This window comes from Streptomyces massasporeus (genome assembly GCF_014648995.1).
GTDB classification, from domain to species: Bacteria; Actinomycetota; Actinomycetes; order Streptomycetales; family Streptomycetaceae; genus Streptomyces; species Streptomyces massasporeus.
The window spans coordinates 353,932-374,524 of the sequence record NZ_BMSE01000006.1; the positions used below are offsets into that span (position 1 = coordinate 353,932).

15 protein-coding genes and 1 pseudogene are annotated in these 20,593 nt (G+C 69.4%); 7 read left to right on the top strand and 9 right to left on the bottom strand.

The genetic code is table 11. From position 1 onward, the window contains the following. Positions 1–109: 109 nt before the first annotated feature. On the bottom strand, positions 110–916 hold the full coding sequence (locus tag IE153_RS17365) for an intradiol ring-cleavage dioxygenase (RefSeq protein ID WP_189590567.1): 807 nt from the start codon (positions 914–916) through the stop codon (positions 110–112). Between the two features lie 122 nt (positions 917–1,038). On the opposite strand from IE153_RS17365, the gene IE153_RS17370 reads away from it, so the two are divergent. Further along, entirely contained in the window at positions 1,039–1,506 is a 468-nt protein-coding gene (locus IE153_RS17370; protein WP_053670262.1) for an SseB family protein, read from the top strand. Between the two features lie 37 nt (positions 1,507–1,543). Here the strand turns inward: IE153_RS17370 and IE153_RS17375 are convergent, their stop codons facing one another. Beyond that, positions 1,544–2,275 (bottom strand): TetR/AcrR family transcriptional regulator C-terminal domain-containing protein, encoded by a 732-nt coding sequence (locus IE153_RS17375; protein WP_189590568.1) that lies wholly within the window; start codon positions 2,273–2,275, stop codon positions 1,544–1,546. A gap of 147 nt (positions 2,276–2,422) precedes the next feature. Between IE153_RS17375 and IE153_RS17380 the strand changes: the two genes are divergently transcribed. The 3 genes and pseudogenes from IE153_RS17380 (at position 2,423) to IE153_RS17390 (ending at position 6,022) form a co-directional block, all read left to right on the top strand. Beyond that, complete coding sequence (locus tag IE153_RS17380) at positions 2,423–3,922, top strand: MFS transporter (protein ID WP_189590569.1); 1,500 nt, start codon at positions 2,423–2,425, stop codon at positions 3,920–3,922. Between the two features lie 175 nt (positions 3,923–4,097). Next, positions 4,098–4,802: pseudogene (locus tag IE153_RS17385) on the top strand (pirin family protein); the annotation flags it as partial. 152 nt (positions 4,803–4,954) lie between these two features. Beyond that, entirely contained in the window at positions 4,955–6,022 is a 1,068-nt protein-coding gene (locus tag IE153_RS17390) for an AI-2E family transporter (protein WP_189590570.1), read from the top strand. Positions 6,023–6,067: 45 nt separating this feature from the next. Here IE153_RS17390 and IE153_RS17395 read toward each other — a convergent pair whose 3' ends face one another. Continuing rightward, complete coding sequence (locus IE153_RS17395; RefSeq protein ID WP_189590571.1) at positions 6,068–8,206, bottom strand: ATP-binding SpoIIE family protein phosphatase; 2,139 nt, start codon at positions 8,204–8,206, stop codon at positions 6,068–6,070. Between the two features lie 250 nt (positions 8,207–8,456). Between IE153_RS17395 and aspS the strand changes: the two genes are divergently transcribed. The 3 genes from aspS to IE153_RS17410 all read left to right on the top strand — a co-directional run bounded on the left by aspS (position 8,457) and on the right by IE153_RS17410 (position 12,831). Next, on the top strand, positions 8,457–10,220 hold the full coding sequence (gene aspS, locus IE153_RS17400) for an aspartate--tRNA ligase (RefSeq protein WP_189590572.1): 1,764 nt from the start codon (positions 8,457–8,459) through the stop codon (positions 10,218–10,220). Positions 10,221–10,337: 117 nt separating this feature from the next. Continuing rightward, a complete protein-coding gene (locus IE153_RS17405) occupies positions 10,338–11,312 on the top strand; it encodes an intradiol ring-cleavage dioxygenase (RefSeq protein WP_189590573.1) in 975 nt (324 codons plus the stop codon). A gap of 160 nt (positions 11,313–11,472) precedes the next feature. Further along, a complete protein-coding gene (locus IE153_RS17410; RefSeq protein ID WP_189590574.1) occupies positions 11,473–12,831 on the top strand; it encodes an MFS transporter in 1,359 nt (452 codons plus the stop codon). Between the two features lie 67 nt (positions 12,832–12,898). On the opposite strand, the gene IE153_RS17415 is transcribed toward IE153_RS17410, so the two are convergent. The 6 genes from IE153_RS17415 to IE153_RS17440 form a co-directional block, all read right to left on the bottom strand. Further along, positions 12,899–13,813 (bottom strand): RpnC/YadD family protein, encoded by a 915-nt coding sequence (locus IE153_RS17415; RefSeq protein ID WP_189590575.1) that lies wholly within the window; start codon positions 13,811–13,813, stop codon positions 12,899–12,901. An 84-nt stretch (positions 13,814–13,897) separates the two neighbouring features. After that, positions 13,898–16,585, bottom strand: a complete 2,688-nt coding sequence (locus tag IE153_RS17420; RefSeq protein ID WP_189590576.1) for an HD domain-containing protein — start codon at positions 16,583–16,585, stop codon at positions 13,898–13,900. A 9-nt stretch (positions 16,586–16,594) separates the two neighbouring features. Next, a complete protein-coding gene (locus IE153_RS17425; RefSeq protein WP_229829024.1) occupies positions 16,595–17,092 on the bottom strand; it encodes a hypothetical protein in 498 nt (165 codons plus the stop codon). Positions 17,093–17,163: 71 nt separating this feature from the next. Continuing rightward, entirely contained in the window at positions 17,164–17,529 is a 366-nt protein-coding gene (locus IE153_RS17430) for a PH domain-containing protein (RefSeq protein WP_189590577.1), read from the bottom strand. Between the two features lie 113 nt (positions 17,530–17,642). Further along, positions 17,643–19,358 (bottom strand): methionine--tRNA ligase, encoded by a 1,716-nt coding sequence (gene metG / locus IE153_RS17435; RefSeq protein ID WP_189590578.1) that lies wholly within the window; start codon positions 19,356–19,358, stop codon positions 17,643–17,645. A gap of 170 nt (positions 19,359–19,528) precedes the next feature. Then, positions 19,529–20,593: VWA domain-containing protein (locus tag IE153_RS17440; protein ID WP_189590579.1), on the bottom strand; the 1,065-nt coding region annotated here is incomplete at its 5' end.

The window sequence follows — 20,593 nt, forward strand, 5'->3', positions numbered from 1 at the left end:
AGATCGGCGAGGCACTGGATCCTCGCGCTAGTTCACGTACCAACAAGTAGCTACGATGATGCTACCCGTCGGTAATAAGAAGCAACCCCGATCCGTCATCTGTGACAGGTCACACCGGAACGGTCAGTGCCGCGGTGTAGCCGTCCCCCGTACTCCCCTTCATCGCCGCCAGCTGCCGGTCGTGGCCGTCACGGAAGATCCCGTCGTCCTCCAGCGAGAGGACGCTCAGGTTCCGCACGCTCGCGTCGTAGCCGTCGGTGGCGTAGACGGTGTCGCAGACGTCCTCCGGAAAGGCGAGCTGCGAGGTGTTCGTGATCGACGTGGCCGCGGTGGCGTCCGCCAGGCTGCCGTAGACCTCGAAGTGGACGTGCGGCCAGCGGCCCGGGTAGCAGCCGGGGAAGACGCTCCGGAAGGTGACCCGGCCCTCGTCGTCCGTCTCCTGCACGCCCCGCAGGTAGTTCTCGTCGGTGACACCCTCGGAGTAGAGGGAGTAGGCGCCCTCCCGGTCGCAGTGCCAGAGGTAGACGGCGGCGCCCCGCTTCGGCATCCCGCAGCCGGAGGCCGCGTCCACCACCGTGAGCGTGATCGTCAGGGGGACGCCGTCGGCCGTGCCACCCGCGGAGTCGCCGAAGCTGCGGGTGATGTCGCTGCGGACGACCCCGCTCTCCTTCAGGACGTTCACGCCGTTCGAGCCGTCGCCGGGGTAGGGGCCGGCCGTCTCCTCGGGGATCTCCGCGCACCCCGCGGACGAGGAGGAGGGGGCCGCCGGGGTCTTCCCTTCCGGTGTACAGCCCACCAGCGGGATCAGGCTCGCGCCCGCCATCAGCCGGATCATCCGCCGGCGGGCGAGGACGGGGAGGTCGTGGGAGAGGCCTCCGCCGTGCTCGGGAAGGCCCTCGTCATGGCGTCCGTTCATGACACGACGCTACGAGCCGCCGCCCCGGCGATCCACAGAGCGGGCGCTGTCGAGTCGCTGTCGGTTTGCCGGGACGGGCGTACCGGCCCGCCGGCCCGTCCGCGCTCGGTACGCTTGCGCTCATGTACGGCTACGACCAGACAGCGGGCCCGCAAGGGCAGTACGCCCCTCCGCAGCAGCCGATGTCCGGCGGGTACGGGCAGCAGCCGCCGCTGTACCCCGAGCCGTCCCCGCCCTCCCTCACGGACGCGGTGCGCGCCTTCACCACCGGGCAGATGGCCGCCGAGGACTTCCAGCAGGTCTTCGCGACGTCGAAGGTCTACTGCCCGCGCGGCGACAACCCCGGTTTCCTGGCCCTGCACAACACCCAGCAGCCGGTGATCCCGATGTTCAGCACGCTCAAGGAGCTGCGCCGGTACGCGGGCAAGGAGTCCAAGTACTTCGTGATCACCGGCGCCGAGGTGCTGGACCTGCTGCCGACCGGCTACGGCTTCGTCCTCGACATGGAGGGCGAGCACCGCATGGTGTTCGACGCGAAGGCCGTGGAGCAGATGGTCGAGTTCGCGATGCGCCGGATGTATGGCGGCTGACACCGCCGGATGTACGGCGGCCGAGCCCCGGCCGTAGTCACTTCGGCAGGCGCAGCGCCAGGCCGTCCAGGACGACCTCGAGGCCGTAGGCGAACTTGTCGTCGCGCAGTTTCGCGGGGTCGGAGGCCTGCGCGGAGGTCTCGGGCCCGGCGGCCGCCAAGTGGTCGTAGCCGGCCGAGGCCCGCTGGGCCGCGGGCAGCAGCCGGGCGACGAACTCCGACTCGCTCTCGCCGGAGCGGGCGACGGTGGTGAGCCACGCGGCCTCGGTCGTGCTCATGCCGATGACGTACGAGAAGACGGCGTCGATCGCCCGGCTCGGCTCCGGGAATCCCGCGGCGGTGAACAGGGCCGCCAGCCGCTCCGAGAAGTTCATGTAGTTCGGTCCGAGGTAGGCGAGTCCGGCCTGCCCGAGGACCAGGGTCAGCCAGGGGTGCCGTAGCGCCGTCGTGCGGAAGGACCCGGCCGCCTCGGTCACCGCCGCGCGCCAGTCGGGGCCGCCGGCCCGCGGGACGTGGATCTCGGCGGCGACCTCGTCCACCGCGAGCTCCATCAGTTCGTCCTTCGTGGCGACGTGCCGGTAGAGCGAGGTCGCGCCGGCGTTCAGCCGGGCACCGAGCTTGCGCATGCTGAGCGCCTCGATCCCCTCGGCGTCGAGCATGGCGATCGCCTCGCGGACGATCGCGTCCCGGCTGAGCGCGGGCTGGTCGGTACGGCGCTGCTCGCGGGTCCATACGGACGGGATGGGGTTCTTGTCCTTCGTCCTGCTCATCGGAGTCCTCCTGGTGAACCTCTGCGTGCGAACAGCGTGCGCAATCAGCGTACAGATCTCAAGGGTTGCGCACACTGTTCCGCCATGCGTACAGTGTGCGCATCGAAGGAACGGTGTTCGCAGGAAGTTCGTGGGAGGGGAAACGACATGGACGCTCGCAATCCACGCCGATGGTGGATCCTGATCGTGCTGTGCCTGAGCACGCTGGTGCTCGTCGTCGACAACATGGCGCTGACGGTGGCGGTGCCCGCGCTGACCGAGGACCTCGGCGCGAGCGCCCAGGACATGCAGTGGATCCTCGACTCCTACACCCTGGTCTTCGCCGGGCTGCTGCTGACCTCGGGGAGCCTGGGGGACCGGTTCGGGCGCCGCAAGGTGATGCTGATCGGGCTGCTGCTCTTCGGGGCGGCCTCGCTGGGGGCGGTGTTCTGTTCCACGCCGGGTGAGCTGATCGCGGTGCGGATCGCCATGGGCGTCGGCGGGGCGCTGATCATGCCCTCGACCCTGTCGATCCTCATCACCGTCTTCGACGAGGACGAGCGGCCCAAGGCGATGGCCGCATGGGGTTCGGTGTCGATGCTGGGCCTGGTCGGCAGTCCGGTGCTCGGCGGCGTACTCATCGACCACTTCGCCTGGCAGGCCATCTTCCTGATCAACGTCCCGATCGTCGGCCTGGCCCTGCTGGCCGGTGTGCTGCTGATGCCGGAGTCGAAGGCGCCCTGGCAGAAGCCGGACCCGCTGGGCGCGGTGCTGTCGGCGGTGGGCATGACGGCCCTGGTGTGGTGGATCATCGAGATTCCGCAGCACGGCGCGTTCGAGGGCCGCTCCCTCGTCGTCCTGGCCGTCGCGGTGCTCGCCCTGGCCGGCTTCGTGATCTGGCAGAACGTGACTCCCGCGCCGATGGTCCCGCTGGTCCTCTTCAAGCACCGCAACTTCAGCGGGGGTTCGCTCTCCCTGGCACTCGTCCAGATCGGCAACGCCGGACTGCTGCTGGTGCTGACCCAGTACCTCCAGTTCGTGCTCGGCTGGTCCGCCGTCAAGGCCGGTCTGGCCTTCCTGCCGCTGGCCGTCGCCGCGCTGGCCGGCAACACGGCCGGGGCGCAGCTCGCCGTGAAGTTCGGCAACCGGTTCGTCATCCTCGGCGGGATGCTGCTGATGGTCGCGTCCTTCGGGCTGCTGACCACGCTCACCGCCGACAGCGGGTTCACGGTCCCGGCGGTGGCGCTGGGGATCCTGGGGCTGGGGGCCGGTCTGGCCATGCCGGCCGCGGTGGCCGCGCTGATGGGCACCATCCCGGAGGACAAGGCGGGCGTCGGCTCGGCCCTCAACGACACCATCCAGCAGTCCGGCACCGCCCTCGGCATCGCGATCCTCGGCTCCCTGCTCTCCAGCGGCTACACGGACGAGATGCCGGCCGGCGCCCCCGAGCAGGCCCGCGAGTCCATCGGCGGGGCGCTGGCCGTCGCCGGCGGGGACGCGGGGCTGGTGCGGGCGGCCCGGGAGGCCTTCGCCGCCTCGATGTCGACGACCTTCACGATCAGCGCGGTGGGTGTCCTGGCCGCGGCGGTCGTGGCCACGCTGGTGATGCGGGACCGCACGTCCGGGCCCGCCGGGGCGGGGCGCGAGGAGCGTGAGCTGGTCGCCTGACCTGCCCCGGACGCCGAGGGCCGTCACCCCGCAACGGGGTGACGGCCTTCCGCCGTGCCGGTCTCCCGTGGTTCGCTGCGCCGTCCCCCGGGTCGGGAATGCCTTCCCGGTTTTCTCTGTTTGGGGTGGCAGAAAGTTCAACGCTCAACTAAACTGGGCGTACACGAGGAGGAACATCGACGGGATCTTCGACCACCAGGACTCCAACGGCGGTGGCGGCACCATCACCAACGGGGACACCCAGTGGATGACCGCGGGCTCGGGCCTGCTGCACATCGAGGCCCCACCCGAGCATCTCGTCGTCTCCGGCGGGCTCTTCCACGGCCTCCAGCTGTGGGTGAACCTCCCGGCCAAGGACAAGATGATGGCCCCGCGCTACCAGGACATCCGCGGCGGCTCGGTCCAGCTGCTCAGCACCCCCGACGGCGGCGCGCTGCTGCGGGTCATCGCCGGTGAGCTGGACGGGCACGCGGGCCCCGGCATCACCCACACCCCCATCACGATGGTCCACGCGACCATCGCCCCGGGTGCGGAGCTCACGCTGCCGTGGCGCGAGGACTTCAACGGGCTGGCGTACGTCCTGGCCGGCCGCGGCAGCGTCGGACCCGACCGCCGCCCGGTCCACACGGGCCAGACGGCCGTCTTCGGCGCGGGTTCCTCGCTGACCGTCCGCGCGGACGAGAAGCAGGACTCCCACACCCCGGATCTGGAGGTCGTCCTGCTCGGCGGACAGCCCATCCGTGAGCCCATGGCCCACTACGGCCCGTTCGTCATGAACACCAAGGACGAACTCATGCAGGCCTTCGAGGACTTCCAGAAGGGCCGCCTGGGCACGGTCCCGGCGGTGCACGGAATGACCGCGAGCGGTCCGCAGGACTGACGTCGCACCGGGGCGTCAGTCCTGCGGGGACTGGTTCCGCACGGGGCGTCAGTCCTGCGGGGACTGGTTCCGCACCGGGGCGGCTGACGCCCCGTCACCCTGGCGGGCCTCCCTGACGGGACGGCCCGCCCGGGGCGTGGTCGGGTGGGGATGTGCAGGCCCCCACCCCGCTCCTCCCCGTCCCCGTCCGGCGCTTCGCCGCCTGGTGTGCCGTGCTGCTGCTGGTCGCCGGGGTCGTCTACGTCGGGATCCGGCTGGTCGTGGAGTTCCGGACCGCCGTCGTGCCCGTGCTGCTCGCCCTGCTCGGAACGGCGCTGCTCGGGCCGCTGCACCGGCGGCTCGTGAAGGCCGGGGTCCACCGGTCGGTCGCGGCCGGGCTCACCTGTGTCGCGGTGGTCGCCGTGGTCGGCGGGGCCGTGTACATCGTGGTCGCCGCGCTCATCGACACCGGAGACGAGATCGTCGCCTCGCTCAAGCAGGCCGCCCGCGGGGTCTCCGAGCACTTCGGCGCGGCCGGCACCTCGCTGGACGACCTCGCCTCCAACGCCCGTGAACTGCTGGGCAAGTTCGGCGGTACGGCCGCCTCCGGCGTGATCAGCGGGGTCAGCGTGGTCGGCGAGTCCATCGCCATGGCCGTCCTCGCGCTGCTGCTCGTCTTCTTCTTCCTGCGCGACTCCGACAAGGCCGCCGGGACGCTGCGCTCCCTGTCGCCCCGGGGTGCGGCCGACACCCTGGAGGCCATGGCGCGGCGGGCGCTGAGGGCCGTCGAGGGGTTCATGCGCGGCACGACCTTCATCGCCCTCATCGACGCGCTCTGCATCACCGTGGGGCTGCTGGTCCTGGACGTGCCCGGCGCGGCCGGGCTGGGCGCGCTGGTCTTTGTCGGCGCCTACATCCCCTACCTGGGCGCCTTCCTCTCGGGAGCGGTGGCCGTGCTGGTCGCCCTCGCCGACCGGGGGTTCGTCATCGCGCTGTGGGCGCTCGGCGTGGTCTTGGCGGTGCAGGTGCTGGAGGGGCACGTCCTCCAGCCGATGATCCAGAGCCGGACCGTGCAGATGCACCCGGCGGTGGTGATGGTGACGATCACGGCCGGTGCCTCCGTCGCCGGAGTGCTCGGCATGCTCCTCGCGGTCCCCCTCACCGCGGCGGCCTTCGGCATCGTCCAGGAACTGCGCACCCGCTACGGCGACCAGGAGCCGTCGCCGGCACAGGAGCTGTGACGGTCGCGGCAACCAGGAGCCACCGTCTCTCGTGCGTCGTGACCGCTACGGCGACCAGGAGCCGTCGCCCGAGCCGTTCACGGACTCGTAGAGCTCGAACCAGATGCTCTTACCCTCGCCGCGCGGGTCGACGCCCCAGGCGTGCGCGAGCAGTTCGATCAGCACCAGGCCGCGGCCGGAGGACGCCAGCTCCCCTGGTCTGCGCCGGTGCGGCAGATCGTCGCCGGCGTCCGTGACCTCTATCCGCAGCCGCCGCCCGCCCACCTCGCCCGTGATCTCGGCGACCAGCAGCGCGTCGTGGTCGGTGTGCACGAGGACGTTCGTCAGCAGCTCGGACAGCAGCAGCACCGCCGAGTCGACCTGGTCGGGCGAGGCCCAGTCGTGCAGCAGCTCGCGCAGCTGCTGCCGGGCGACCGCGACCCGCTCGGGCTCGGCCTGCGCGACGGTCAGCACCGAGCGCCGCACCGGCGGCCGTACGGTCATCGCGTCACCGCAGCCGCAGCCCCCGCCCTCCCGGCTCAGCAGCAGCATCGCGATGTCGTCCTCGCGGCGGTCCGCCAGCGGGCCGGTGGTGTGGTGCGAGGACGGCCCGTGCACGGCCTGCACCAGGGTGTCGGCGAGTTCCTCCAGATCGCCCTTGTGATCCTCCAAAATCCCGCGCAGCCGCCGCCAGCCGGAATCGAGGTCGTGGCCGCCGGTCTCCAGCAGGCCGTCCGTGCAGATCAACATCGTCTCGCCGGGCTCCAGAGCGAGCCGGGTCGTGGGGTAGTCGGCGTCCGGGTCGATACCCAGCGGCAGACCGCCCGAGGTCGGCCGCGTCAGCACCGTGCCGTCGGCCATCCGGATCGCCGGGTCCGGATGCCCGGCACGGGCGATGTCCAGCACCCCCGTCGCCGGGTCGACCTCGACGTAGACGCAGGTCGCGAAGCGCTCGTCGGTCGGGTCCTCGTCGCCGATGCCGTGCAGGAAGCGGGAGGCGCGCGACAGCACCGCGTCCGGCCGGTGGCCCTCCGAGGCATAGGCCCGCAGGGCGATCCGCAGCTGGCCCATCAGCCCCGCCGCCCGCACGTCGTGGCCCTGGACGTCACCGATGACCAGCGCGAACCGTCCGCTGGGCAGGGGGATCACGTCGTACCAGTCGCCGCCGACCTGGAGCCCGCCGCCCGTCGGGACGTAGCGGGCGGCGACGCTCATGCCCGGGATGCGCTGCGGTCCGAGCCTCGGCAGCATCGTGCGCTGGAGTCCGTCGGTCAGGGCCCGTTCGCTCTCGGCCACGCCCGCCCGGGTCAGGGCCTGCGCCAGCATCCGCGCCACCGTCGCCAGCACGGACCGCTCGTCCGGGGTGAACGCGACCGGGTAGGTGAACGCCGCCATCCACGCGCCCATCGTCCGCCCGGCCACGGTCAGCGGCAGGAACGCCCAGGAGCGGCGGCCGAAGCGCTCGGCGAGCGGCCAGGTCAGCGGGTAGCGGGCCTTGTAGTGCTCGGCGGAGGACAGATAGACGGCCCGGCCCGTCCGCACCACCTCGGCGGCCGGGTAGTCCGTGTCCAGCGGCATGTCCGAGAAGGGGCTCTCGGTGCCCCGCTGCTGCCCGTGGTGGCCGATGATCGTCAGGCGATCGCCCGAGATCCCGAACACCGCCAGCCCGTCAGGCGAGAACCCGGGCATCGACAGATTCGCCGTGACCCGCAGGACCTCCTGGGTGGAGCGCGCCTCCGCCAGGGCCCGGCCCGCGTCCAGCAGGAACGCCTCCCGTGAGCGCCGCCAGTCGCCGGTGACCGCGCTGCGCCCGGCCGGGGTGCCCGGCGTCGGCTCGGTGACCTCCTGGAGCGTGCCGATCAACCGGTACGCCTTACGGGCCCGGTCGAAGGACGGCTTGGAACGGCTGCGGACGACCCGGACGACCCGGCCCAGCTCGTCCATGATCCGGATCCGGACCTCGGCGAGGGTGCCCTCGGCCACGGCCAGCTGGATCACGCCGGTGATCTCGTTCCAGTCGACCGGGTGCAGCCGGGCCCGGGCCTGGGCCTCCGTGAGGCTGACCTGCTCGGCGGGCAGCCCGAGCAACCGGGCCGCCTCGGCATCGACCGTGACCAGCCCGGTGGCGGTGTCCCAGTGCCACAGGCCGGTCGCGAGGGCGGCGAGGGCCTCCCCCACGGCGGGCAGAGGCTCGCCAGTGCGCATTGCCCTACTTTAAGAAGAGGCCGTCGAACGCTGCCACCGATAGCGGACGTGTGCCCGAACGACGGCGAGCGCGTGCGTGTTCGACGACCGACTGCGGCGTGCTCCATCAACGACCACCGCGTGCTTCGATCGACAACCACCGCGCGCCCGATCCATAACTGTGGAGAGCCGGACTTCGCCTGCCCGGTACGCTGGGGACGAGTTTCACGTGAAACACAGACCCCGATCAGCGAAGACTGGATGAACGACGATGCATCGGTACAGGTCCCACACCTGCGGCGAGCTCCGCTCCTCTGACGTCGGCAGCGACGTCCGGCTGAGTGGCTGGCTGCACAATCGGCGCGACCTGGGCGGCATCCTCTTCATCGATCTGCGCGATCACTACGGCATCACGCAGCTCGTGGCCCGTCCCGGCACCCCCGCCTACGAGGCCCTCGACAAGGTCTCCAAGGAGTCGACCGTCCGTGTCGACGGCAAGGTCGTCTCCCGGGGCACGGAGAACATCAACCCCGAGCTGCCGACCGGTGAGATCGAGGTCGAGGTCGGCGAGGTCGAGCTGCTCGGCGCGGCCGCCCCGCTGCCGTTCACGATCAACACCGAGGACGGGGTCAACGAGGAGCGGCGCCTGGAGTACCGCTTCCTCGACCTGCGCCGCGAGCGCATGCACCGCAACATCCTGCTGCGCACGTCGGTCATCTCGGCGATCCGCCACAAGATGACGGCGCTGGGCTTCAACGAGATGGCGACGCCGATCCTGTCCGCGACGTCCCCCGAGGGCGCCCGCGACTTCGTCGTCCCCTCCCGTCTGAACCCGGGCAAGTTCTACGCCCTGCCCCAGGCGCCGCAGCAGTTCAAGCAGCTGCTGATGATCTCCGGCTTCGACCGCTACTTCCAGATCGCGCCCTGCTTCCGCGACGAGGACGCCCGCGCCGACCGCTCGCCGGGCGAGTTCTACCAGCTCGACGTCGAGATGAGCTTCGTCGAGCAGGAGGACGTCTTCCAGCCCGTCGAGAAGCTCATGACCGAGCTCTTCGAGGAGTTCGGCGGCGGCCGCCACGTCACCTCGCCGTTCCCGCGGATCCCGTTCCGCGAGGCGATGCTGAAGTACGGCTCGGACAAGCCCGACCTGCGCGCCCAGCTCGAACTCGTCGACATCACCGACATCTTCGAGGGCTCGGAGTTCAAGGCGTTCGCCGGCAAGCACGTGCGTGCCCTGCCGGTGCCGGACGTCTCGGCGCAGCCCCGCAAGTTCTTCGACCAGCTCGGTGACTACGCCGTCTCGCAGGGCGCCAAGGGCCTGGCCTGGGTCCGCGTCGCCGAGGACGGCTCGCTGTCCGGCCCGATCGCGAAGTTCCTCACCGAGGAGAACGTCGCCGAGCTGACCAAGCGCCTGTCCCTGGCCGCCGGTCACGCCGTGTTCTTCGGCGCGGGCGAGTTCGACGAGGTCTCCAAGATCATGGGCGCGGTCCGGGTCGAGGCCGCCAAGCGTGCCGGGCACTTCGAGGAGGGCGTCTTCCGGTTCTGCTGGATCGTCGACTTCCCGATGTACGAGAAGGACGAGGAGACGGGCGCGATCGACTTCTCGCACAACCCGTTCTCCATGCCGCAGGGCGGCCTGGAGGCCCTGGAGACCCAGGACCCGCTGGACATCCTCGGCTGGCAGTACGACATCGTCTGCAACGGTGTCGAGCTGTCCTCCGGCGCGATCCGGAACCACGAGCCGGAGATCATGCTCAAGGCCTTCGAGATCGCCGGGTACGACCGCGAGACCGTCGAGGAGAAGTTCGCGGGCATGCTGCGCGCCTTCCGCTTCGGCGCCCCGCCGCACGGCGGCATCGCCCCGGGCGTCGACCGCATCGTCATGCTGCTCGCCGACGAGCCCAACATCCGCGAGACCATCGCCTTCCCGCTCAACGGCAACGCCCAGGACCTGATGATGGGCGCGCCGACGGAGCTGGAGGAGGCCCGGCTGAAGGAACTGCACCTGTCGGTGCGCAAGCCGCAGCCGAAGTAGTCGATCTGCCGTGAGTGGCTCGGAACCGTCGCCGGTTCCGAGCCACTTTCGCGTCCAGGGCTCTTACCCAGCTCTCACCCAGGCTCCTGACAGCCGCGCTCCCTAGCTTCCCTTCCCATGACGGGACAGGAGACGGCCCAAGGGCCGAAGCACAAACGGGATCTGACACGCCGCAAGGTGGTCGCCGCGGGCGCCGGTGCGGTGGTGGCGGTCGGTGTCGGCGGTGCGTTCGCCGCGGGCGCCTTCGCCGGCGAGGAGACGACGGCGGGCAAGGGGAACACGGCCGGAACCTCGGGCGAGGCCTGCTACAAGCTGACCTCCGAGACGACCGAAGGCCCCTACTACATCGACGCGGACAAGCTCCGCCGGGACGTCACCGAGGACCAGGAGGGCATTCCGCTCACCTTGCGTCTGAGGGTGATCGACTCCGACACCTGCAAGCCGCTCGCGAACGCCGCCGTCGACATCTGGCACTGCAATGCGCTGGGCGTGTACTCCGGGTACGAGTCGATGGGCAGTGGGGGCGGTGGAGGGGGCGGTGGCGGTACGCCTCCCTCCGGTGCGCCCTCCGGGATGCCGACCGGGACCCCCACGGGTGCGCCTCCGGGAGGCGGCGGTGGCGGTGGAGGGCATGAAGAGCCCACCGATGACGAGCGTTACCTGCGGGGCACCTGGCGGACGGACAAGAAGGGTGAGGTCGTGTTCCGCACGGTCTTCCCCGGCTGGTACCAGGGGCGTTGCGTTCACATCCACACCAAGGTGCATGTGAACGGCACCTGGACCGACGCGGGCTACGAGGGCGGCACGACCTGCCACACCGGGCAGCTCTTCTTCGACGAGGCGTCCGTGCTGGCCACGGCCGAGGTCGCGCCGTACTCCACCAACACCACGACCCGCACCACCCTCGACGACGACACCATCTACCCGGGCAACGGCACCGAGGGCGGTCTGCTGAAGCTGAAGTACAAGAAGGGCGCCATCGCGAAGGGCGTCACCGCCACGCTCACCATGGGAGTCGACCCCGAGGCCACGCAGGACGGCACGGGGGGCTCCGTCCAGCCGGGCGCATCGGCCACGGCGTCCGCGGGCTGAGGGATACGGGTGGGGCGGACGTATACATGACGTCCGCCCCACATTCACATACATGGACTTCCACTCAACCCGTTGACCCGGAAGGCGGGCCTCCATAAGGTCCCTTCGAGAACGCGTACGTGATTGCTGTTCATGTACGTGTACAGCAAGGGAGACAACGATGTCAGACGCCGCAACAGTGATACCCGAGGCCGAGCAACGGGCGGTGGGCAAGTTCCTGCGCCGCATGCTGCCGATCCTGGTCCTGATGCTGCTGGTCAACCAGATGGACCGGACGAACGTGGGCTTCGTCCAGGACGAACTGCGGGCCGACGTCGGAGTCAGCGCCACCGCCTACGGGCTCGGCGCGGGCCTGTTCTTCATCGGGTACGCGCTGTTCGAAGTCCCGAGCAACATGTGGCTGGAGCGGTTCGGCGCCCGGGTCTGGCTGACCCGCATCATGATCACCTGGGGTCTGGTGATCGTGGCGATGTGCTTCATCCACAACGTGTGGATGTTCTACGGACTGCGCTTCCTGCTCGGCGTCGCGGAGGCCGGCTTCTTCCCCGGTGTGCTGCTCTACTTCACCCAGTGGCTGCCGGACTCCAGCCGGGGCCGGGCGAGCGCGATCTTCCTGGGCGGCTCGGCGACGGCGTACATCGTGACGGGCCCGATCACGGGCGCGCTCCTCGAACTGCACGGCGCGGGTGGCATCGCGGGCTGGCGCTGGATGTTCGCCCTGGAGGGTGCCTTCTCCATCCTGGTCGGCTTCATCGCCGGGTTCTTCCTGGTCTCCCGCATCCAGGACGCGAAGTGGCTCACGCAGGAGGAGAAGGACGCGCTGAGCGAGGCGGTGGCGCGGGACAAGGAGGTACGCGACCGGGCGCCGTCGGTGTCCCGCATGAAGCTGATCTTCCACCCTCAGGTGGCGGTCCTGACCTCGGTCTTCTTCGCGATGGCCCTCACCGGCTACGCGATCACGTTCTGGCTGCCGAGTCTGGTGGAGGAGATCGGCGGGCTGTCGCCGTTCCAGATCGGGCTGCTGTCGGCGATCCCCTGGATCTGCGCGGTGATCGCGATGTACACGATGAGCCACTTCACGGACCGCGCCCCGGACCGCCGCCCCTACCTGGCGATCGCCCTGGTCCTGTCCGCCACCGGCACCTTCCTCGCCACGCTCGGCTCCCCCTGGTTCGGCCTCGCCGCCCTGACGCTGGCCGCGGTCGGCGGCAAGTGCGCGGCCACCCTGTTCTGGCCGATGGCCCAGTCGGGCCTCGACCTGAAGATCGCGGCACCGGGTCTCGCCCTGGTCAACTCCCTGGGAAACCTGGGCGGATTCGTCTCCCCCACGCTCTTCGGCTACCTGAAGGACACGACGGGCAGCACGAACGGGGGCCTGTACACGCTGTCGGCGGCGTCGATCCTGGCGGTGCTGGGGGTGGCGTTCGTGCGGCACACGCATCGCGGTGAACGGACGGGCTCGGGGGGCGGGGAGATCGCGGCGGTGACGGGCAAGCCGGCCGTGGGCGAGGCCCGCTGACCCACCCCGACTCAGGCGTGAGGCCCGCTCCTTGTGAAGGGGGCGGGTCCTTGCCGTTGCCGGCCGATCAGGCGTCGGCGAACAGGTCCTCCGCTGCGGTGGCCGTCAGGGAGCGATCGAACCAGAGGGTGAGGGTGTCGAGGTCGGTGCAGGTGGAGATGCGGTCGCGGGTGTCCTGGGGGATGCCGATGCCGCGCTTCTCCAGGACGCGCAGGATCAGAGCGACGCGGTCCTCCGCCTGGCCTTCGGCCTTTCCTTCAGCCCTGCCTGCGGCTTTGCCTTCGAGGTACGTCTCCTCGAAGAGGGTTCCCCTGCCCGGGAAGTAAGTGGCGACCATCTTCTCCAGCTCTCTCCATGTCTCCCGGACCGGAGTGTTCTCCAGCTCGACTTCCAGCCATTCACACCAGTATTTCGCTGTTGCCCTGTCGAACGACCGCATGCCGCGGGCCACCATGTCCAGTATGGCGGGGGCCTTTTCGCTCTCGCTATGCACGATCGCCGAGAAGGTGGCCAACGCCGGCTCCCGGGCCACCACGGACTCGTCGGCGATCTCGGGAACGTTGTCCGGGCCCAGCACGAAGGGGCGCGTTGCCTGAGTCGTCCAGGTTCCGACGCGGCTCTGGAAGGGGCCTGCTGCCCAGTCCGCGGTCTGCCGGTTACGGCAGACCGCGACGAGCAGGACCGGCAGGCGGAACTTCGCGTGCAGGTACGCCACGTAGTAGGACCAGCTCGACCCCTTGTCATGGGATCGAGCGGTCTGAGCCTCGATGGCGATCAGGAAGGCGTCTCCGTCGGACGGTTCGACCTTCAGCACCGTGTCGACGCGGCGTTCCAGCGGCTTGACCTCAGTGGCGTCGGGGGTAAGGGCCTCGATAATCGCTTTCGCGGGCGGTGGCAACCCCAGCGCCTTGAAAGCGGGAGTGAGAACCTCCGGATGGTCCTGGAAGATCCGGTGCGAGGTCTCATGGGTTGATGTGACCATGAGCGCAAGCTAAGTCTGTCGACGGGCGGTGAATTCGGGGATCGGACTGCGTTCGCTCTTTCGAGAGCTGCAGAAACGTTCACATCACGTGGTCGACGGCCGCCGGAGGAGGTACCCGGAAACGGGGCCGAGGGTTTCGTCCTCAAGATGGATGATGTCCGACCAGTCGCGCTGTTCCACGGGGGCCAACAGGGACTCGAGCGTGCAAGACCAGGTCTTGCACAGGGTGCGGAGGAACAGGCCGTACAGGTCGCCCGACGTGCGCCACCACTGTTTCTGCCAGGTGGGTGTTGCGTGGTCGCGGGCGAACTCGTACGCGGTGTCCCGATTGGCGGCGGCCGGGAAGACAAGGGACAGCGGTGGGGTGGAGCTGATCTGGCAGATGAAGATGCAGTTGTCGGGAAGCTGAAGCCGCTGCCCGGACAGCGGGTGGTTGAGCTCCGGCGGACGCGTCCGCCAGGTGACGGGCCAGCCGAAGGCGAGGAAGATCTCGCTGTGTCGTCCTGCCCACTCGGGTACTTCGGACAGGCGCAGCACCCCCTGTGACGTCAGAGCGAAGGCGACGTCGCCAGCGAGCGGGTTGAAGGCGTTGTGCAGGATGAAGGCCAGCTCGAGCTGGAGTGAATCGTCGAAATGTCCGGTGTCGCGGAGCCGTTGTTCCTGGGTGCGCATCCACTGCCGCATCTGGTCCCGGGTGGCGACCAACGCCGCCTTGTCCCTTGAGGCCCGGCTCGGCTGCCCGGCGAGGTAACCGGCGAACGAGACCGAGGTGTCGGCAAGGAAGCCGTTGACCGTGACGGTGCCCCAGAAGTCGCGCCGACTCTGGTAGTGCATGTTGTTCCACAGCATGGCGAGCCCGATGCGCCGTCCTTTGCCGTCCCGCAACTCGGTGGCCCTGCTGACGAAGTCGTCGCGCATCTGGAGGCGCAGTTTCTCCTCGCCGGCGCGCCACTTCGCTGCCTGGGGCGGATACAGGCGGTCGAACACTTCGTCCGGCGACCCGGTGGCCAGGGAGAACGGTGGAAGGATCTCGGGATCGGCCGCCCCCGGCTCCCACGTGTGGACGGGCACCGCATTTTCCAGGACCAGGCGCTGAGCGAGCTGGTACAGCCGTTCGTCGTCGGTCCGGTTGAAAAGTCCCTGGAGTTCGTAAGGGCTCTTCCTCAATTTCACGCGTACGGTCGTACCTTCCGGTACCCAGCCCTGTCCGGTGTAGGGCGTGAGCAGCGGACGGCTGGAGGGCCCGTCGAAGGTGAGGCGCCTGGCGTCGACGAGAGATGCGTCGTAGCGGCGGGTGATCAGTTCCACCTGGTCGCCGAGAAGGAAGACGGAGAAGAAGCCGATGCCGAAGCGGCCACTGGGCTCGAAGCCGCCGTCTGCAAGGCCGGGAAGCCGGTTACGGACGCTGGTGGAGCTCCAGCCGCTTGTGCCGAAGTCGAGCAGCCCGTGGACGAGAGTCTCCTCGTCCATTCCTGTGCCGTAGTCGCGGACTTCCAGGTACCAGTCGCCGTCTGTTTTGGTCAGACGGATCTCGACCCGACCGAGCGGAAAGTCGGGCTGCAGTGTCTGCCGGGCCAACACCGCGTCCTGAGCGTTCTGGATCAGTTCCCGTACGGCGACCTCGGGCATGTCCCCGTACAACTGCTGTCCGCCGAGCGTGCCGACCAGCGCGGGAATGTCGGAGACCTTGACGGTCGCGTCGATGGGGCGCCACTCCTGCACGCGGAACAGCTCCGCGAAGCGTTCCGGGGAGTCGACACCGGCGACCGCACGCGCGGCGAGCCGATCCCGGCCGAGGTCGTGCAGGAGGGCGTCGACGGCCTTCAGCTCCCGGTCGATGCCTCGCAGATATTCGAGGGCCAGCCACCAGGCGGTGGCGTCCTGTGGGGGAAAGGGGCGCAGGGAGCTATAGGTGACCCGGTCGCCTTTCCGGTAGGGACGGCTGATGTGTTCCTGAAACCGCCAGTGTTCGCGGGAAAGCCCCTGCGGTCTGCGCAGGGAGAACAGAAAGCCGGGTGCGCGTCGGCTGTCGACCTGGGTGGCGTCTGCGAGCCGCAGGATGCAGGCCAGCTTGAGCGGTTCGATGGTCCACTCGCTGGGCTGCCAGGGCAGGGAGCCGATCGAGTGCCGGAACTCCCCGGCGAGGCGGTCCACGGGCCACCAGTGGCTGGCCGCCAGCTCGCCGATCAGCGGGCCGTACCACTCCCGCAGCTGAACTCCCTCGATGAGGAAGATTTCATTGCCGGTGGTGGACCGCCACGGCTGGTCCACCAACCGCTTGGCCTGTGCAGCGTGGGTGTCGCGAATCGCGGTCGCCACGCAGGCTTCGGCGATCTCGGCGGGGGGCGCGTCCAGCTCCTCCCGGTCTGGCCAGCAGCCCTCCCGGTGGTAGTAGGCGACCGATACGAGATCGAGCCACCGCTTCTCACCGAGCGCCTCGGGCACGGTCGTTCCGTACGCGGCCGCTCCCATCGCCGCGTCGTGCAGCACGAAGGCGCTGCCCAGCACATAGGCCTCGGCGGGATTCAGCGCCACCTCGGTACCGCAGACCAGGTCGGCCGTCTCCCAGAGAGCGTCCACGTGGCTGATGTCGTGCACGGTGAAGTCGGGCATGCTTCGGGCGTTCTCCTCGAGGAGGACGGCCGCCTTCTTGCGCAGCTCCGCGTACGACGTGCGCAGCCGTTCCCGCTGCTCGGAGTGGGCATCGGGGCCCGGCCGCCCGGCAAGGGTGCTCTGCCAGAGAGTCGTGCTGGTGTAGTCGAGCTCGGCCACCGGGTGAAGTCACCTCATAGCAGGCAGGAGGAATGATGCGGCGAGCACCCACATGGTGGTCACCGACACGAGGATGAAGAGCAGGACGTACGTTTCGTACCAGCGCAGGAGGTTGCCGGGGCGGGGGCGCTTCCGGAAGCCGGGCCCCACGACCTCGTCGGTGATGTCGCACTCCTCATGGCGGTAGTCGAGCCAGGCGAGCGCCCCCACGACGATCAGCGTGCCGGTGAAGGCGGCCACCATCGTGACCAGTGCAAGCAGGCCGATCACTCCGCCACGGGCGGTGGCCGCCGCCAGGTCCCACTTGCGGTAGCCGACGAAGAGGGCGAGGGCCGCGGTGACGAGAGCGGTGGCGAGGGTCTGGTAGATGGCGAGGAACCGGTGGGCGTTCTCGTTCACGGCATGGATCTGCTGCAGCACGTAGCGATAGCGCTCCAGCGCGAACTCATTACGGACCGTGACCGTGTCAGTGTCCGTGCTCTGACGTGCTTCCCCCGGTTCCCCCATCGCCCCCACCTGTCTGACCAGCTGTCAGCGAACGTATACCCAAGGGCCGTTCTTCCACCCGATGTTCCGGATTACCCCGCCACGAACTGGGTCAGGATGGCCTGGACCTCGTAGATGTCGACGCCCTTCGTGAAGGTCTTCTCGATGGGGGTCGGGGTGCCGGAGATCCAGATCTTCAGTTCGGCGTCCAGGTCGAAGGTGCCGGCCGTCTCCACCGCGAAGTGGGTGATGCTGCGGTAGGGGACCGAGTGGTACTCGACCTTCTTGCCGGTGATGCCCTGCTTGTCGATCAGGATCAGTCGGCGGTCGGTGAAGAGGATGGTGTCGCGGATCAGCAGGAACGCGGCGTGGACCTGCTCGCCGTGGCCGAGGAGGCGGGCGTAGTCCTGCTGGGCCGACTGCGGGTTCACGGTGTGTGCGTTGCCGAACAGTGCCATCGGTGTCCCCCCACTTTGTTGGCTGTGTCCCTCGGTCATCTTAGGAACAGCGGCCCGGAAACGGGACCGCCCCCAGGAGGAGATCCCCCTAGGGGCGGGTGCGGGGCGGGGGGTTACGCCGACTCGCCGCCGAAGCGCTCCTTGTACGACTCCAGGTCCTCGTCCGTGAGCTTGGCGAACAGGACCGGCGGGATGGTGAACGGGGTGCCCGCGGGGACGGAGGCCAGGGAGCGGGCCTCGTCCGGGGTGACCCAGGTCGCGGTGTCGTTCTCCAGGGAGAACGCCTCACGCATCTTCCGCGCCGACGTCGGGATGAACGGCTCGGAGACCACGGCGTAGAGGTGGATCAGGTTCATCGCCGTACGCAGGGTGAGCGCGGCGCCCTCGGGGTTGGTCTTGATCTCCAGCCAGGGGGCCTTCTCCTCCAGGTAGGAGTTGCCCGCCGACCACAGGGCGCGCAGCGCGGCCGCGGCCTTGCGGAACTGGATGGCCTCCATCTGGGACTCGTACTCCGCGAGCAGGCGGGCGATCTCCTCGCCCAGCTTCGCCTCCGCGTCGCCGGGCTCGGCGCCCGCCGGGACCTCCTCGCCGAAGCGCTTCTTGGAGAAGGACAGGACACGGTTGACGAAGTTTCCGAGGGTGTCGGCCAGGTCCTTGTTCACCGTGGCGGTGAAGTGCTCCCAGGTGAACGACGAGTCGTCCGACTCGGGGGCGTTCGCCATCATGAAGTAGCGCCAGTAGTCGGCCGGCAGGATGTCGAGGGCGTCGTGCGTGAAGACGCCTCGGCGCTGGGACGTGGAGAACTTGCCGCCGTAGTAGTTCAGCCAGTTGAAGGCCTTGATGACGTCGACCTTCTTCCACGGGGCGCGGGTGCCCAGCAGCGTCGCCGGGAACATCACGCTGTGGAAGGGGACGTTGTCCTTGCCCATGAACTGCGTGTAGTGGACGTCGGCGTCCGACTCCCACCACCACGAGCGCCAGTCGCGGTTGGCCGGGTCCTGGTCCGCCCACTCCTTCGTCGCGCCGATGTACTCGATCGGGGCGTCGAACCAGACGTAGAAGACCTTGCCCTCCGCGGCGAGGTCCGGCCAGGTGTCGGCGGGGACCGGGACGCCCCAGTCCAGGTCACGGGTGATCGCGCGGTCGTGCAGGCCCTCCGTCAGCCACTTGCGGGCGATGGAGGACGCGAGGACGGGCCAGTTGTCGGCGCGCTCGTCGACCCACGCCTCGACCTCGCCGGCGAGCGCCGACTGGAGGAGGAAGAGGTGCTTGGTCTCGCGGACCTCCAGGTTGCTGCTGCTGCTGATCGCGGAGCGGGCGTCGATGAGGTCGGTCGGGTCCAGCACGCGCGTGCAGTTCTCGCACTGGTCGCCGCGGGCCTTGTCGTAGCCGCAGTGCGGGCAGGTGCCGATGATGTAGCGGTCGGGCAGGAAGCGGCCGTCGGCGATCGAGTACACCTGGCGGATCGAACGCTCCTCGATGAAGCCGTTCGCCTTCAGCTCGCGGGCGATCTCCTGCGTGATCTCGTGGTTCTGCGGGGAGGAGCTGCGGCCGAAATAGTCGAAGGCCAGGTTGAAGCCGTCGTAGATCGCCTTCTGCTGGTGGTGCGCGTCCGTGCAGAACGCGTCCACGGGGACGCCCTGCTCCTTGGCGGCGAGCTCCGCGGGGGTGCCGTGCTCGTCCGTCGCGCAGATGTAGAGGACCTCGTGGCCCCGCTGGCGCAGGTACCGGGAGTAGACGTCCGCCGGGAGCATGGACCCCACCATGTTGCCCAGGTGCTTGATCCCGTTGATGTACGGAAGGGCGCTGGTGATGAGGTGTCGAGCCATCGCGGGCTGCTCCCAAGTCGCTACGTGGGGTGACGATCTCGTGGTCTCGGTCGTCTACGGAACCTTGAAATCGTAGCTGACATGGGTACGCCGCCCGCCTCCCCTTTTGCGGGGTGGGACGCGGGCGGCGTGGGGTGGGGCGGGTGGGTGGTGCCGGTGGGGCCGGAGCCCTACGGGCGCCAGGTCGCCAGTACGCCCTCGTAGAGCTCCTTGTCCGTGAGCTCGCGGGGGGTTTCGCCGGCGAGGAAGTGGGACGTGTTGGGCGTCTTGAGCTTGCGGAGGTAGTCGAAGGCCTTGTTCTCCGGGTCTCCGAAGGCGACGAAGGAGAAGAAGACGGTGGGGTGGGTCTTGGCGGCGTCCGTGAGGGCCTGGGTGGCCGGGGTCTTCGCGTCCGGGGCGCCGTCGGTCTGGAAGACGACGAGGGCGGGGGTGGTCGGGTCCGGCGCGGTCTTGTCGTGGTGGGCGAGGACGGCTTCCACGGCTGCGTGGTAGCTGGTGCGGCCCATGCGGCCGAGGCCGGCGTGCAGGTCGTCGATCTTGTTCTCGTGGTCGGTGAGGGTGATCTCGCCGGTGCCGTCGAGTTCGGTGGAGAAGAAGACGACCGGGACGGTGGCCTCGGGGTCGAGGTGGGCGGCGAGGGCGAGGGTCTGCTCGGCGAGGGCCTGGGCGGAGCCGTCCTTGTAGTACGGGCGCATGGAGGCGGAGCGGTCGAGGACGAGGTAGACCTTGGCGCGGGTGCCGGTGAGGTTGTGGGAGTCGAGGGTGGTGGTGGCGGCCTTGTAGGCAGTGGTGAGGCCGGGGGCGCGCGTCTTGACGCGGGCGAGGGGGAGGGCGGGGCCGGTCTCGGCTTCGCCTTCGGCCGTCTTGTTCGCGTCGCTGTCCGTACCGCCGGCTGTGGCGTCGGCCGTGGCTTCGTTGGCGGCCGTGGCTTCGTTGGCGGTTGCGGGTTCGGGGGCCGTCTTGGACTTCGTCCCCGTGGTGGTCTTGGCCTTGGGTGTGGCCTTCCGCTTCGCCGTGGGCTTGGCCTCGGCTTCGCCTTCGGCCGTCTTGTTCCCGCCCGCACCACCCGTGCTGCTCTCGTCGTCGGGTGCGGGTGGCCCCTGTGGGGCCTGGTCGCCGTCGGCGGCCGCGGGTTCGGGGGCGGCCGCCTCGGCTGCGGCCTTCGGCTCGGCTGCCTTCTTCGTGGCCGGGGCCTTGGTGGCGGCCTTCGGCTCGGTCGTCTCCTGTGCGGCCTT